The following is a 14881-nucleotide window of genomic DNA, read 5'->3' as shown; positions in this document are numbered from 1 at the left end:
GATAAGGGGAGCTGCGCCGGTCTATTCGGTCGCGAGTGTGGGGTTCATATGGTTACCATTTCCCTTCAAACAATCGGCTGAAGGGTTAACGGAAGATGAACTCTTGGTAGTGGTCAAGGCCGCGACAACCAGAGGGAGGGGCAAATAGTCGCGGCCCACAGGTATTCGCGGTATTTCGACACCGAAAATGACTGTTTTCAAGGATTCTGCCGGCGGCAGTCGCTCCGCATCCGCGGCGTCCAGATCGACCACGAGGCCGACGGTCGCATGCTCCACAAAGTCGCAGCGGCGGATTCCCAGCCCCCGGATCTCGATCAGGCCGGCCAGGAGCTGAGCGGGGCGGACCTCAATTTCGCGGCCGAGTGTCGCCAGATGGACACGGTCATCACCGATCAGAACGGCCCTTTCGAGCACGCCGCTACGTCCCGCCATGATCAAATCGAAGGCAAGGCGCGACTTGCCGGAGCCCGAGGGCCCGCGGATCAGCACCGCCAGATCTCCAACCTTGACCGCCGAGGCGTGAATGCTGGGACCGCCGTCGCTCATAGCGCCGGCAGCCTCACCACGAAGCGCGCGCCGACAACACTCGGCGCTCCGTCCTCGTCCGCCGGGCCGGGGCGGTTCTCGGCCCAGATGCGTCCGCCATGCGCGTCGACGATCTGCTTGGAGATCGACAGGCCGAGGCCGGAGTTCTGGCCAAAGCCCTGATGAGGTCGGTCGGTGTAGAAGCGCTCGAAGATGCGCTCCAGCGCGTCGTCGCGGATTCCGGGGCCGTCGTCGTCGACCACGATCTCGATCTCTCCGCGCACGCGGCGGCAGGTGAGGCGCACCTTGTTGCCGGGCTCGGAGAAGGACTGTGCGTTCGAGAGCAGGTTGGAGACCACCTGTCCGAGCCGCGAATCGTGGCCGGTCACGGCGAAATTGTCGGTCGGGCTGCGGCCCTCGAAACGCATTTCGACCGCGACGTCATGGCCGAGCTTGGTTTCATTGGCGACGGAGACGAGCGTCGTCAGCAGGCGGCGCAGGTCGACCGGGATCGCATCCTGGCGCTGCAGTTCGGCATCGAGACGGCTGGCGTCGGAGATGTCCGAGATCAGCCGGTCGAGCCGCTTGACGTCATGCTCGATCACCTCGAGCAGCCGCGCGCGGCTGTTCTCGTTGCGCGCCAGCGGCAACGTCTCGACCGCGGAGCGCAACGAGGTCAACGGGTTCTTCAATTCGTGGGCGACGTCGGCGGCGAACATCTCGATCGCTTCGATGCGGCTGTAGAGTGCACTGGTCATGTCGCGCAGCGCACCGGAGAGATGGCCGATCTCGTCGCGACGACGTGTGAAGTCGGGAATTTCGACCCGGGTCCTGATGCGGCGGCGGATCAGCTCGGCGCTGTCGGCGAGCCGGCGGACCGGACCTGCGATCGTGCTGGCGAGCAGCAGCGACAGCATGATCATGACCGCGGCGGCGACACCGCCCACTTTGAGGATGGCGAGGCGCTCGGCGGTGACCATCTGGTCGATGTCGTCGCCCTGTGTCGACAGCATCAGCGCGCCGTGGATGGCGCGCGAGCGCAGCACGGGGACCGCGACCGAGACGATCACCTCGCCGCGCGCATTGACCCGCACCATCGAGCGCTTCTGGCCCTGAAGCGCGTCGCCCACCTCCGCATAGCCATTGCCGTTCTCGGGGCCGAGCTCGCGATAGAGCGGCAGGTCGCCGCGATTGAGCCAAGTACGAACCGCGACCATGCCGCGTTCGACCATGCCCGGCTTCTCGGCGGAGACTGACGGCAGGGGGAAGCGCACCACGGTATCGAGGCTGCGGCTGTCGACCAACAGGCTGCCGTTCGGGTCGTAGATGCGGGCGCGCGTCTTGGTCGGCGAGATCAGCGTGCGCAGCACCGGCGCCACGCGCTCCGGATTGATCGGAAAATCCAGCGGGGAATACTCGTCCGACCCGCCATAGGTCTCGCCCGGCTTGAGGTCGAGCAACCGGTCGGGGTCGATGGTGATGGCGTTGGTCTGCACCGTCGCGGAGGCCGCGATCGCGCCGGCGATGATCTCCGCCTGCACCAGCAGGCTCTGCGCGCGCGCGTCGATCAGGCCGGCGCGGAATTGCGACAGATAGAGGATGCTCGCCACCAGCGCGACGAGGCCGGCGAGGTTGAGCGAAACGATGCGGCGGGTCAGGCTCGAGAAGGACAGCGCGAAGAAGAACTGCCCGGCGCGTTTCAGCCAGTTCAGCGGACGCCAGCCCCGCACGGCCGGCTTGTCATCGGCCAATTGATCCGGAGCGCCGCGGGCGGTGACGTCCTCGGCGTTCTGGTTCTCGTCAGGCTGCGTTCGGTCAAGCAATGCTCACGCCCGCGTTAGGACAGCTCGTGCGAAGGTCCCCGCATCCTAGAGCCATCCCGGTCCCGATGGAATCAGAACCGGCGATGCTCTCGGTCTTTCGTGGAGGCGCGCGCGCCTCAGGCTTCCTTGAAGCGGTAGCCGACGCCGTAGAGCGTCTCGATCATCTCGAACTCGTTGTCGACGACCTTGAACTTCTTGCGCAGCCGCTTGATGTGGCTGTCGATGGTGCGGTCGTCGACATAGACCTGGTCGTCATAGGCGGCGTCCATCAGCGCGTTGCGGCTCTTCACCACGCCGGGCCGGGTCGCGAGCGCCTGCAGGATCAGGAATTCGGTGACGGTCAGCGTCACCGGCTCATTTTTCCAGGTGCAGGTGTGCCGTTCAGGATCCATGCGCAGCAGGCCGCGGTCGAGCGCCTTGGCGTCGTTCTCCTTCGGCGTGACGGTCGGATCCTTCGGCGCCGAGCGGCGCAGCACCGCCTTGACGCGCTCGACCAGCAGGCGCTGCGAGAACGGTTTGCGGATGAAGTCGTCGGCGCCCATCTTGAGGCCGAACAGCTCGTCGATCTCTTCGTCCTTGGAGGTCAGGAAGATCACCGGCAGATCGGATTTCTGCCGCAGCCGGCGCAACGTCTCCATGCCGTCCATGCGCGGCATCTTGATGTCGAGGATGGCAAGATCGGGCTGGGTGGTGCGGAAACCGTCGAGCGCGGAGGCGCCGTCGGTATAGGTCATGATGCGGTAGCCTTCGGCCTCCAGCGCGATCGAGACGGATGTGAGAATGTTGCGGTCGTCGTCGACCAAAGCGATTGTGGGCATGAGCCTCTGCTTTCTGCTTTCCGTTTGGGTCGTGGCTTGAAAACGGCGAGCAATCCACTGATGCGCCGCATACATGGGTGCCGATGTTGGCATTCGAACCTTGTCACCGAGCAATGCAAGCTAGGCTGAAGTGTGACCAAGTTCCACGAAACACGGCAGATTCGCCGCATCTCGACCCATATCCGGGCCCCGGTTTACCCGAAAAAAGGCCCTCCATGCAACCACCTGACCCGAGAAAGCCGATGCAACCGACCTCCGATTTCGACCCCGGAAAGCTCGCCAAATCGCTGCTGCGGCGGTCACGGCAGGGAGCCCTGGCGACATTGATGGCCGGCAGCGGCGATCCCTATTGTTCCCTGGTCAATCTGGCGAGCCACCCGGATGGCTCTCCGATCCTGCTGATCTCGGGATTGGCCGTGCACACCAGGAACATCCTGGCCGACAGCCGGGTGTCCCTGATGCTGGACGAGCGGGCGGCGGGCGATCCGCTGGAAGGTGCCCGAATCATGCTGTCCGGCCATGCCGAGCCGGCCGATGCGGACAAGGATCTGCTCCGGCGACGGTATCTCAATGCTCATCCCTCAGCGGAAGCCTTTGTTTCGTTTAAGGATTTTTCTTTCTTTCGGATCCGACCTACGGGAACCCATCTGGTCGCCGGCTTCGGCCGGATCGTCGATGTCAAGCCGGAGCAATTCCTGACGGACCTCACGGGGGCCGAGGACTTGCTGGCGGCGGAGCAGGGCGCGGTCGAGCACATGAATGCCGACCACCGCGAGGCCATGGGCCTCTATGCAACAAAACTGCTGGGCGCTGCCGCGGGCGACTGGCGCTGCACTGGCTGCGATCCGGAGGGCCTCGACATGCAGGACGGCCAGACCGCCTTGCGGCTGGACTTCCCGGAGCGGGTTACTGATGGCACCTTGCTGCGCAAGATGCTGGTTCGCCTCGCCGGCGAAGCGCGCACCAGGATGGACCAGAGCGCAAAAGATTGAACGCTGCTGCCCATCGCCGCGACCCAAGACCATAATTGGTCAGAAGGCGGCGGCGAGAGCGTCATGGCAGAATGGAATAGACTGACGCTGGTTGCGGGTTTGACGCTCGCGATCACCGCATCGTTTGTCACGCCCAGCCTTGCCCAGACAAGCCTTGCTCAGAAAGGTCTCGCCGCGGAGGGCGAGCGGATCAACGCACTCATGAGCGCCGGCAGATATTCGGAAGCACTGCCGTTGGCGCAAGGCATGGTCGCGAGCCTGGAGAAGAGCGACACCGGTCGCGACCTCGCCGCCGCGCTGAACAACCTCGGCCAGGTTCATGCCGGTCAGGGCCACGACGATCTGGCGGAGCCGCTCTACAAGCGCGCCATCATGCTGATGGAAAAGTCGCTCGGTCTCGAAACCCCGTTGATTGGAGCCGAACTGAGCAATCTCGCCGCGCTTTACCAGCGGCAGAGCCGCTACGCCGAGGCCGAGCCGCTGTTCAGGCGAGCGCTCGCCGTTCGCGAGAAGGGGCTGTCGCGCGAGCATCCCGATGTCGGGCAGTCGCTCAATAATCTCGCCACGCTCTATGTGAAGCAGCAGCACTATGCAGACGCCGAACCGTTGTTTCACCGGGCGCTCGCGATCTATCAGAAGGCCGGCGGCCCCGAGCATCCGGCGGTGGCGACGGTCCTGAACAATCTCGGCCAGGTCTATCGCGATCTCAACCGCGATGCCGACGCGGAAGCGCCGATCAAGCGCTCGCTCGCGATCCGCGAGAAGGTGCTGGGACCGGATCATCCCGACGTCGCCCGCTCGCTGAACAATCTCGCAGGCCTCTACGAGCACCAGCAGCGCTACGGCGACGCCGAGCCGCTCTATCGCCGCGCGCTGCTCATCCGCGAACGCGCGCTTGGGCCTGATCATCCCGAGGTCATGACCTCGACCAGCAATCTCGCTTATTTCCTGTACGTGGCCGGGCGCACCGCGGACGCATTGCCGTTCGCGGAAAGGACGCTTCGGGGCGATCGCGCCCAGTTGCGCGTCGTGTTGCCGGTCCTGTTTGCCGCACGCCAACAAGATCTGCTGCCCGGCGACAAGGCGCTGGACGAGGCCCTCGCCGCGATCCAGCGCGGCACACAATCCTCCGCCGCATCCGCCGTGAACAAGCTCGCGGTTCGGCTTGCCGCCGGCAGCGACCGGCTCGCCGAGCTGGTTCGCCGGGACCAGGATCTTGCGGCTGAATCCGAGGCACTCGACAAGGCGATCGTCACCGCAGTGTCGAAGCAATCCGCGCAGCGCGATCTCGCAACCGAGCAGCGCAGCCGCGCGCGGATTGCAACGATTGCCAACGAGCGTGCGGGCTTGCAGAAGACGCTCGCGGTCGAGTTTCCCGACTACGCGTCGCTCTCCAATCCCCAGCCGTTGACGGCAAAGGACATCCAGCTGCTGCTATCAGCCGACGAAGCGATGGTGCTCTACTCCGTCGTCGACAAGCAGAGCTATGTCATCGCGATCACGCGCGAGGGCGTCGACTGGATGGCCATCCCACTCGGCGCGGATGCGCTGACGCAGAAGGTGACGGCATTCCGCAAGGGACTCGACGTCGGCAAGGCGCGCGATGCCTCCGGCAAATCCGGATTGTTCGATCTCGCGCTCGCCAACGAACTCCATGTCGCGCTGCTCGGTCCGGTCGAGGCGTTGACAAAGGACAAGCGCAGCCTGCTGGTGGTGCCGTCGGCTGCGCTGACCGCATTACCGTTTCATCTGCTCGTCACCGAGAAGCCGCAGGCTGCGATCCCCGACACGCTCGAAGGCTATCGCAGCGCTGCCTGGCTGCTGCGGCGTCAGGCCGTCTCGGTGCTGCCGTCGGTGGTCAGTCTGAAATCGTTGCGGGCCTTTGCGCGTCGGGACCAAAGCGTGAAGCCGATGATCGGCTTCGGCGATCCCGTGTTCAATCCTGCACTGGAAGCGCCCGCCGAGCGGCGCGCCGCGAACGGCAAGGTCGCCGCGCGCAGCATCGCGACCATTGCCTATAGCGATTTCTGGCGCGGTGCCGGCGTCGATCGCGCGCGGCTTGCGCAGGCGTTGCCGCAACTGCCCGACACCGCCGACGAGTTGAACGCGGTGGCCAGGGATGTCGGCGCTGCCGAGGCCGATATTCATCTCGGCCGCGACGCCAGCGAGACGACGCTCAAGCGTGCAGCGCTTGCTCAATACGGCATCATCTACTTTGCCACCCACGGCCTCGTTGCCGGCGACATCAAGGGAGTGGGTGAGCCCTCGCTCGCGCTCTCCATTCCCGATCAGCCGACAGAGCTCGACGACGGTCTCCTCACTGCAAGTGAAGTCGCTCAGCTCAAGCTCAATGCGGATTGGGTTGTGCTGTCGGCCTGCAATACCATTGCAGGCGACAAGCCGGGCGCCGAGGCTCTGTCGGGACTGGCGCGCTCGTTCTTCTACGCCGGTGCGCGCGCACTCCTGGTCTCGCATTGGGCCGTGGATTCGGAAGCTGCCACCCGCCTGACCACGATGACTTTCGAGCTGCTCAAAAACGAACCAAAAATGGGGCGTGCCGAAGCCTTGCGCCGCGCAATGTTAACCTATGTTGACGACACCTCGTCACCGCGTAACGCCTATCCTGCGATGTGGGGGCCCTTCGCGCTCATCGGCGAAGGCGAGGTACGATAGGGTGGACTTGGAATTTTCATCGAGACCGTCTTCGGCATTGTGCGTCGCAATAACCTTGGGAAACGCCGAAACGCCTATTTGGTTGCGCGATCATTATTGATTTTTTGATGCGCCTGCTCAGAGCTGACATGCGCGACGTTTGGCGCGGTCCTTGAATAAACCAAATCCTAAGGGATCAGCTTGGCAACGCCAGCGTTCATCAGTATTAGGTCGTTCCAACCGAGGCCGACGGCCTGTAATCACGGTGACCGCGGCGGCGCCAAGCATGATCGCGCTGAGTGGGTTCTAGGAGGATTTTTCGTGCAAGAGACGGGCGTGCGCAACGGTGCCTTCGGCGCCGACAAATTCGGCTTAAAGAATCTCAAGCAGGTTCACTGGAACCTCGGTGCGCCGCAACTCTATCAATACTCGCTCTCCGCGGGCGAGGCGGTGCTGTCGGCCGATGGCGCGCTCTGCGCCGACACAGGCGAGTTCACCGGCCGCAGCCCCAAGGACAAATTCACGGTGCGTGATGCCACCACCGACAAGAAGATGTGGTGGGCCGGCAACCAGTCGATCACCGCAGAGCAGTTCGAGACGCTGTACCAGGACTTCCTCAAGCACGCCGAAGGCAAGTCGCTGTTCGCGCAGGACCTCTACGGCGGCGCCGATCCGGCATATCGCATCAAGACCCGCGTCTTCACCGAGCTCGCCTGGCACTCGCTGTTCATTCGCACGCTGCTGATCCGTCCCGAGGCGGTCGAGTTGTCGAGCTTCACGCCAGAGCTCACCATCATCGACATGCCGAGCTTCCGCGCCGATCCGAAGCGCCATGGCTGCAAGTCGGAGAACGTCGTCGCGATCGATTTCGCCCGCAAGATCGTGCTGATCGGCGGGTCTTATTATGCCGGCGAGATGAAGAAATCGGTCTTCACCACACTGAACTACTATCTGCCCGAGCGCGGCGTGATGCCGATGCATTGCTCGGCCAATGTCGGCGCCAAGGGTGATGCTGCGATCTTCTTCGGCCTGTCCGGTACCGGCAAGACCACGCTGTCAGCCGATCCGAACCGCACGCTGATCGGCGACGACGAGCACGGCTGGGGCCCGAACGGCGTCTTTAACTTCGAAGGCGGCTGCTATGCCAAGTGCATCAAGCTGTCGCAGGAAGCCGAGCCCGAGATCTACGCCGCCTCGACCCGCTTCGGCGCAGTGCTCGAGAACTGCGTGCTCGACGAAGACACCCGCGTGGTCGATTTCGACGACGGCTCAAAGACCGAGAACACGCGCTCGGCCTATCCGCTCGAATTCATCCCGAACGCCTCGCGCACCGGTCGCGCGCCGCAGCCGAAGAACGTGGTGATGCTCGCCGCCGACGCCTTTGGCGTGCTGCCGCCGATCGCCAAGCTCTCGCCGGCGCAGGCGATGTATCACTTCCTGTCGGGCTACACGGCGAAGGTCGCGGGCACCGAGCGCGGTCTCGGCAATGAGCCGCAGCCGGAATTCTCGACCTGCTTCGGTTCGCCCTTCCTGCCGCTCGACCCCAGCGTCTACGGCAACATGCTGCGCGACCTGATCGCCCAGCACAATGTCGACTGCTGGCTGGTCAACACGGGGTGGACCGGCGGCAAATACGGCACCGGCTCGCGCATGCCGATCAAGGTGACGCGCGCGCTGCTCACCGCTGCGCTCGACGGCTCGCTTCGCAACGTCCAATTCCGCACCGACAAATATTTCGGCTTCGCGGTCCCGACCGCGCTGCCGGGCGTGCCGAGCGAGATCCTCAATCCGGTCAACACCTGGAAGGACAAGGACGAGTTCGACAAGACCGCCCGCGCGCTGGTCGGGATGTTCCAGAAGAACTTTGCGAAGTTCGAAGCCCAGGTCGACGCCGAAGTCCGCGCCGCAGCGCCGGACGTGAAGCTCGCGGCGGAGTAAACTTGCGTCGTTTTAAATTCGAAAGGGCGGCCGCGAGGCCGCCCTTTTGCTTTTCGAGATGTCTCTCCACCGTCATTGCGAGCGCAGCGAAGCAATCCAGAATCCCTCCGCGGAAATAGTCTGGATTGCTTCGCTGCGCTCGCAATGACGAACCCGCGGGAGCAGCTACGCTTTGAAATACGCGATCTGCGTGCTCGTCGCGAGCAGCCTTCCGTTCGGCGACCACAGCTCGGCGTTCTGGTCGGCGTAGCTCTTGTGCATGATTTTTGAATCTGCGGTCGCCAGCACGCGCGTGATGTCCTCGGCCGCGAGCTCTTCGCTGTCGGTGTGGAAATACGTCGTCAGCGACACCGTGCCGAACGGCACCAGCTCGCGCCGCGCGTGGAAGATGCGGCCGAAGAAGGCGTCCGACATCGACATCAGCGACGGCACGTCGAGCTTGCGCGGCTCGCGATCACTGATCCAGAGCTTTGAGTAAGTGCTGGCGAGCTCGGCCCGCGGCGGGCCGATCCGCATCTCGCCCTCGACGAAGCGGAATTCATACTGGTTGGCCCAGGACGCCGCGATCTTCGGGAACGGCATCGTCTCTTCGAACGGCTTTGCATCCGGATATTCGGCCACCCTGTGCTCCCACGACGGCCGGCGCTCGGCGAACACCGCGGTGGCGAGCGTTGCGACCTCGCCGCCGCCTTGCGACAGTTCGATGCTCCAGTGCTGGCTGGAGCGGTTGGCCTTCACCAGCCGGACGTCCAGATCGAACGGCCCCTTCGCGATCGGCGCACAGTAATTCACGGTGAGCGCCAGCGGATCGCCGGCACGTTCCGGATGCTCGATCAGCGCGCGCAGGATGGTCGCAGCCGTGATGCCGCCGAACGGGCCGACAAAGGCCCAATAGTCGTCGCTGGTGTGCCCCTGCCAGCTCGAGTCACCGGCGGTGACGCGGGTGGCGTCGTCGAAAGGGTGCGGGAGCTTGGCGTGCATCGTTTGATCCGGCGTTCAATGACGGACGTCATATCACGCCCGCCGCCGGCTTGTGCAATTATCTCGCGGGTAACCGATTTCACGCAGCGGAAAATCAGCCCGCGACGTCGCGCAGGGTCGGCAGCAGCGGTGTGGTCGGATTCACCGGCACGTTCCAGATCTCCTCGGCGTATTCGCGGATGGTGCGGTCGGAGGAGAACCATGCCATGCGCGCGACGTTGAGGATCGAGGCGCGGGTCCAGGCCGGCGCCACCTGCCAACGCGCATCGACGCTGCGCTGCGCCTCGTAATAGGAATCGAAGTCCGCGCTGACCATGTAATGGTCGAGATAACGCAGCGCGTGCGCGATCGATTCGAAGCGGCCGGGATCGCCGGGCGAGAACTCGCCGGCGCCGATCGCGTTGATGGCGCGCTGGAGCTTTGGCGAATTGCGGATCACGTCGGAAGCGTCCAGCCCCTGCTTGCGCCGGATCATGACGTCGCCGGCTTCCATGCCGAAGATCGCGATGTTCTCCGCGCCGACATGGTCGCGGATCTCGATGTTGGCGCCGTCGAGCGTGCCGATGGTGAGGGCGCCGTTCAGCGACAGCTTCATGTTGCCGGTGCCGGAGGCTTCCATGCCGGCCGTCGAGATCTGCTCGGACAGGTCGGCGGCGGGAATGATCACCTCGGCAAGGCTGACATTGTAGTCGGGCAGGAAGACGACCTTGAGCTTGCCGCCGATCGCGGGATCGTTGTTGACGGCTTCCGCAACGTCGTTGATCAGCTTGATGATCAGCTTGGCGTAACGGTAGCTCGCCGCAGCCTTGCCCGCAAAGATCTTCACCCGCGGCACCCAATTGCCGTTGGGATCGTCCTTGATCGCCTGGTACAGCGCGACGGTCTCGATGACGTTGAGAAGCTGGCGCTTGTATTCGTGGATGCGCTTGATCTGCACGTCGAACAGCGCGGTCGGATCGACCTTGATGCCGAGCCGCTCGCCGATCAGGCGCGCCAGCGCGGTCTTGTTGTGATGTTTGACGGCGCGGAACTTCTTCTGGAATTCGACGTCGCTGGCGCGGGCCTCGATCAGGCTGAGCTGCGTCGGATCGTCGAGCACGGCATCGCCGCAGGTCTCGCGCAACAGATCGGTCAGCTTCGGGTTCGCCAACATCAGCCAGCGGCGGAAGGTGATGCCGTTGGTCTTGTTGGTGATGCGGCCGGGATAGAGATGGTTGAGATCGTGGAACACGGTCTCTCGCATCAGGTCCGAATGCATCGCCGAGACGCCGTTGATGCGGTGCGAGCCGACGAAGGCGAGCTGGCCCATGCGCACGCGCCGCCCGCTCCTCTCGTCGATCAGCGAGACCGAGGCGCGGAAGTCGATGTCGCCGGGGGCGCGCGCCTCTGCGAGCGCGAGATGCTGCACGTTGATGCGGTAGATGATCTCGAGATGCCGCGGCAACAGCCGTTCGAACAGCTCGACCGGCCAGGTCTCCAGCGCTTCGGGCAGCAGCGTGTGGTTGGTGTAGGACAGCGTGGCGACCGTGATCTTCCAGGCCTCGTCCCAACGGAAATTGTGGTCGTCGATCAGGATCCGCATCAGCTCGGTGACGGCGAGGCTCGGATGGGTGTCGTTGAGCTGCACCGCGACCTTGCTCGACAGGCTGCGGAGTTGGCCGTCCGACGCAAGATGCCGCTTGATCAGGTCCTGCAGCGAAGCCGAGACGAAGAAATATTCCTGGCGCAGGCGCAGCTCGCGGCCCGCCGGGCTCTCGTCGTTCGGATAGAGGAATTTACAAATGGCTTCCGCGCGCGACTGCTCGGCGCTGGCGCTGACATAGTCGCCGGTGTTGAAGGCGTCGAGCTTCAACGGATCGGGCGAACGTGCCGACCACAGCCGCAGCGCGTTGACGTGCTGGCCGCGCCAGCCGACGATCGGCGTGTCATAGGCCATCGCCTGCACGGTCTCGGACGGATGCCAGATCGCGCGATCCCGGCCCTTGTCTTCGACGTGCTCGACACCGCCGCCGAAGCGAATGTCATAGATCACTTCGGGCCGCTGCAATTCCCAGGGGTTGCCGAAGCCGAGCCATTCGTCCGGGTATTCCTGCTGCCAGCCCTGATTGATGATCTGGCGGAACAGGCCGTAATCATAACGGATGCCGTAGCCGATCGCGGGGATCGACAGCGTCGCCATGCTTTCCATGAAGCAGGCGGCGAGACGGCCCAGGCCGCCGTTGCCGAGCGCCGCGTCCGGCTCGCATTTGCGCAGCTCAGGCAAGGAGACGCCGAGATCGCCGAGCGCGACCTCGAAGATCTTCAGCAGCCCCATATTGTTCAGCGCGTCGCTGAAGAGGCGGCCGATCAGGAATTCGAGCGAGAGATAGTAGACGCGCTTGCGTCCCGCATCGTAGCTGTGCTTCTCGGCCGTGAGCCAGCGATGCACGATGCGGTCGCGCAGCGCCAGCGCGGCGGCCTGGTACCAGTCGTGCTTGGTCGCCATGCCCGCATCCTTGCCGATGGCAAGGCGCAGCTTCGCCAGAATCGCGCCCTTGATCTCAGCCAGCGCGAGCTCGTCGATGGGCTGGTTGGCGGCGGGAAAATTGGGCTGGAACGATGAATCTTGCAAAGTCGTCACTTCCTGGTCGCGAGAACACTACTGACCCTACGCATCTTGCCTCTGTACCGGAACCATTGCTGGTGCGACCGTGCACTGCGCTGGCGTAAAATTATGCAAGGAACGGGCCGATTTGGGAACCCGGACGCATACGGGGAAACGTGGATTTGGTGCTAGAATGGCGGCCAATTCAGCCATCAGTGTGGAGGAGACGCCCCATGAACTCTCTGATGAAACCTGTGATGAGACGGCTGATCGAAATCGCCGCGGCCACCTTCCTCGTCGTCTGCATCACCGCCTCCAGCGCCGCCTTGGCCGCCGGCAAGATGGGCCGCAGCGCCGACGGCCTGAGCTGCGCCGTCACGCTTCCGCAAAACGCATCCCCCGCCGCCCGCTGCGCCGCCATCAAGCGCCAATGCGGCGGCAAGTTTTATGCGAGCGCGTGTGGGGATAAGCTGATGTCGGCGGCGAATTGAGGAGGGCCTCGCGACAAAATTGGCGTCGTCCTGGCGAAAGCCAGGACCCATTACCCCGACTGTGAGATGAGGCCCGACCGGTCATTCCAATCGGGATTTTCTTCTTCGATCAGTTTGATCTTCCAATCCCGCTTCCAGAATTTGAGCTGCTTCTCGCGCGCGATCGCCTCCTGCGGAGTTGCGAAGGCTTCGACATGAACGAGGCCGAATATCTTGTATTTGTGCACGAACTTCGAGCCGCGACCCGAACGATGTAGCTCAAGCCGCGCGCGGATGTCATTGGTCACGCCGGTAGATCGTGCCGTGGTGGCGGCTCGCCAAGATGTAGACGTAGTAGCTGCTTGCGCTCATGGCCTCAGCTCGCAAGGGCAACGCTGACCGGGTAATGGGTCCTGGCTTTCGCCAGGACGACGCTCTCCAACAATCGCGCCTAGCGTCAGAACAAATTAAGAACACTTTAGCAAGTCTTTGATATATCATTGTGATTCGGCGCGTTGCCGACACAATATCTAGCGTCCGCCAGACTTCGCGAGGACTACATGTCCACCATTGCCTTCGACCAGTTTGCCCTCACCAGGATCGCCGATTTCGCGCGCTCGCTGTCGCGGCTGCATCAGGCGGCGCGGCGCTACGCGGTCGATGACGACCAGTTCGACCGCGAGTTCAATGCGGTGTGCCAGTCGATCTGGGGCTACACCATCGACGACGTCAGCGACGATCTGTTTTCTGCCGAGGACCATCTGTTCCTCGACACGCTGGACGAAGCGCAAGCGCGCATCTTCGCCGCCGAGCAGGGTTATGACCTCGTCGACGATCAGGGCATGCTCACCGACTGGTGGGGGTTTTGCTGGATGATCCTGGCCGAGAAGCGCGGCCTGCTCACGGCAGACAACCGCGCCGCCGCGCGCGCGGCGATCGAGGAGAAATATCTGGCGGCGCCGAACGTGATCGGCGTGATCATCGGACGTTGACGGTCTCAACCCTCATCCTGAGGAGCTTGCGCAGCAAGCGTCTCGAAGGATGAAGGCCGAGCCGTAGCAGCCGGGCCTTCATGGTTCGAGACGCGCGTTCCGCGCTCCTCAACATGAGGATTTCAGTCCAGCCCCGCCCGCTTCGCTGGCTTTTGCGTTTTCGGCACCGTCACGTCGGGCAGCGTCTCGCGCACGATCTCCGTGGCGGGGCCATCCGCCGCCACCGTGTCGGCGCGCACCGGCGCCACCTTCATCTCGCCGAGCCGTGCGCGGACCTGCGCGGTGAGACCGGGATAGGAGGCGACCGGCGTGAAGTCCGCGGCCTGGTCGTTGCCGACGCGAATGCCGGTATAGGCGACGAGGCCGTCGCTGGTGGCGATCACGTCGCCGGGTTTTAGCGACGAATCCAGCGCCAGATCGACCGGAGCAAGTCCGACCGGCTCGCGGCCGTTGCAGGTGCAGTCGGCGCGCAGCGCCTTGCGATAGGCGAACGCGTTCTCGCTATCGGCGTAGCGCTCGCCGGTCTGCGACGCGGCGCCGTCGATCGAGGAGCCGAAATAGATCTTTGTCGCGCTCGCAGGACAGAAGGCCTGACACATCTGCGCGGGCGACGTGAGACCGCGCATCAGCGGAAAATATTTGCCGTCGCAGCTGCGCACGCAGAACGCCGGTCCCGAGCCGCCGGCTGCGGCCGAACGTGTCGGCGGCACGTATTGCGGGGCTGCGGCATTCTGCTGGCCGGTGAAGGGGTCGGCGTAGGAGCTCGCCTGCTGCGGCACCTCGCGTTGCGGCCGCTGCTGCTGCTGCATTCCGCCGAAGAAGAAGTCGAACAGGCCTTCGGCCGAAACCGGCGCCGGAGCCGCGAGCAGCGGTGCTGCCAGTGTCGCGGCTGCGAGCATCGCGCGACGCCGCCGGCGCGCATGGGACATAACTGTACGCAAGCGCTTACTCCACCCGACGCTACCCAACCGGCCGGGACCATCAGGTCTCAGCACATGATTCACCATAGAGCGGGATGGTAAATGAGCGGTTGAGGGGGGAGCGGTGTCGCCGGACGGGGTGGACCTCGTCATGGCCGGGCTTGTCCCGGCCATCCACGATCTCTG

The 14881-nt window shown here is 64.1% G+C and carries 11 protein-coding genes and 1 pseudogene; 5 read left to right on the top strand and 7 right to left on the bottom strand.

Translation table 11 applies throughout. The features are described 5' to 3' along the window. Nucleotides 1-21: 21 nt before the first annotated feature. The 3 genes from ABIB91_RS15625 to ABIB91_RS15615 all read right to left on the bottom strand — a co-directional run bounded on the left by ABIB91_RS15625 (nt 22) and on the right by ABIB91_RS15615 (nt 3166). Entirely contained in the window at nt 22-546 is a 525-nt protein-coding gene (locus ABIB91_RS15625) for an HPr kinase/phosphorylase (protein ID WP_354162441.1), read from the bottom strand. Further along, on the bottom strand, nt 543-2348 hold the full coding sequence (locus ABIB91_RS15620; RefSeq protein WP_219679159.1) for a sensor histidine kinase: 1806 nt from the start codon (nt 2346-2348) through the stop codon (nt 543-545). Before ABIB91_RS15620 ends, ABIB91_RS15625 begins: the two co-directional genes overlap by 4 nt. Before the next feature lie 116 nt (nt 2349-2464). Beyond that, nucleotides 2465-3166 carry a response regulator transcription factor gene (locus tag ABIB91_RS15615; protein WP_007597749.1) on the bottom strand — a complete coding sequence of 234 codons (702 nt, stop codon included), beginning with the start codon at nt 3164-3166 and terminating at the stop codon, nt 2465-2467. 242 nt (nt 3167-3408) lie between these two features. On the opposite strand from ABIB91_RS15615, the gene ABIB91_RS15610 reads away from it, so the two are divergent. The 3 genes from ABIB91_RS15610 to ABIB91_RS15600 all read left to right on the top strand — a co-directional run bounded on the left by ABIB91_RS15610 (nt 3409) and on the right by ABIB91_RS15600 (nt 8748). Continuing rightward, nucleotides 3409-4158, top strand: a complete 750-nt coding sequence (locus ABIB91_RS15610; RefSeq protein WP_354162446.1) for a HugZ family pyridoxamine 5'-phosphate oxidase — start codon at nt 3409-3411, stop codon at nt 4156-4158. 63 nt (nt 4159-4221) lie between these two features. After that, entirely contained in the window at nt 4222-6831 is a 2610-nt protein-coding gene (locus tag ABIB91_RS15605) for a CHAT domain-containing protein (protein ID WP_354162449.1), read from the top strand. Between the two features lie 300 nt (nt 6832-7131). After that, a complete protein-coding gene (locus ABIB91_RS15600) occupies nt 7132-8748 on the top strand; it encodes a phosphoenolpyruvate carboxykinase (protein WP_007597743.1) in 1617 nt (538 codons plus the stop codon). Between the two features lie 165 nt (nt 8749-8913). Here the strand turns inward: ABIB91_RS15600 and ABIB91_RS15595 are convergent, their stop codons facing one another. Next, nucleotides 8914-9729, bottom strand: coding sequence for an acyl-CoA thioesterase (locus tag ABIB91_RS15595; protein ID WP_354162453.1), 816 nt, complete (start codon nt 9727-9729; stop codon nt 8914-8916). Between the two features lie 94 nt (nt 9730-9823). Continuing rightward, nucleotides 9824-12340: a glycogen/starch/alpha-glucan phosphorylase gene (locus ABIB91_RS15590; protein WP_007597739.1), complete on the bottom strand. Its 2517-nt coding sequence runs from the start codon at nt 12338-12340 to the stop codon at nt 9824-9826. Between the two features lie 230 nt (nt 12341-12570). Between ABIB91_RS15590 and ABIB91_RS15585 the strand changes: the two genes are divergently transcribed. After that, entirely contained in the window at nt 12571-12804 is a 234-nt protein-coding gene (locus ABIB91_RS15585) for a hypothetical protein (protein ID WP_354162456.1), read from the top strand. 50 nt (nt 12805-12854) lie between these two features. Here the strand turns inward: ABIB91_RS15585 and ABIB91_RS15580 are convergent. After that, a pseudogene (locus ABIB91_RS15580) lies at nt 12855-13155 on the bottom strand (GIY-YIG nuclease family protein). A 188-nt stretch (nt 13156-13343) separates the two neighbouring features. Between ABIB91_RS15580 and ABIB91_RS15575 the strand changes: the two are divergent. Beyond that, the gene (locus ABIB91_RS15575) at nt 13344-13775 is read left to right on the top strand and encodes a hypothetical protein (protein ID WP_007597734.1); all 432 of its coding nucleotides are present in this window, start codon (nt 13344-13346) and stop codon (nt 13773-13775) included. Between the two features lie 122 nt (nt 13776-13897). Here the strand turns inward: ABIB91_RS15575 and ABIB91_RS15570 are convergent, their stop codons facing one another. Further along, nucleotides 13898-14674 (bottom strand): DUF2865 domain-containing protein, encoded by a 777-nt coding sequence (locus tag ABIB91_RS15570; RefSeq protein WP_354162773.1) that lies wholly within the window; start codon nt 14672-14674, stop codon nt 13898-13900. Nucleotides 14675-14881: the final 207 nt, after the last annotated feature.

The sequence above is a fragment of the Bradyrhizobium sp. JR4.3 genome, from assembly GCF_040547695.1.
GTDB lineage: Bacteria > Pseudomonadota > Alphaproteobacteria > Rhizobiales > Xanthobacteraceae > Bradyrhizobium > Bradyrhizobium canariense.
Note: the sequence above shows the minus strand (reverse complement) of the source record. Positions and strands in the feature narration are given on the sequence as shown.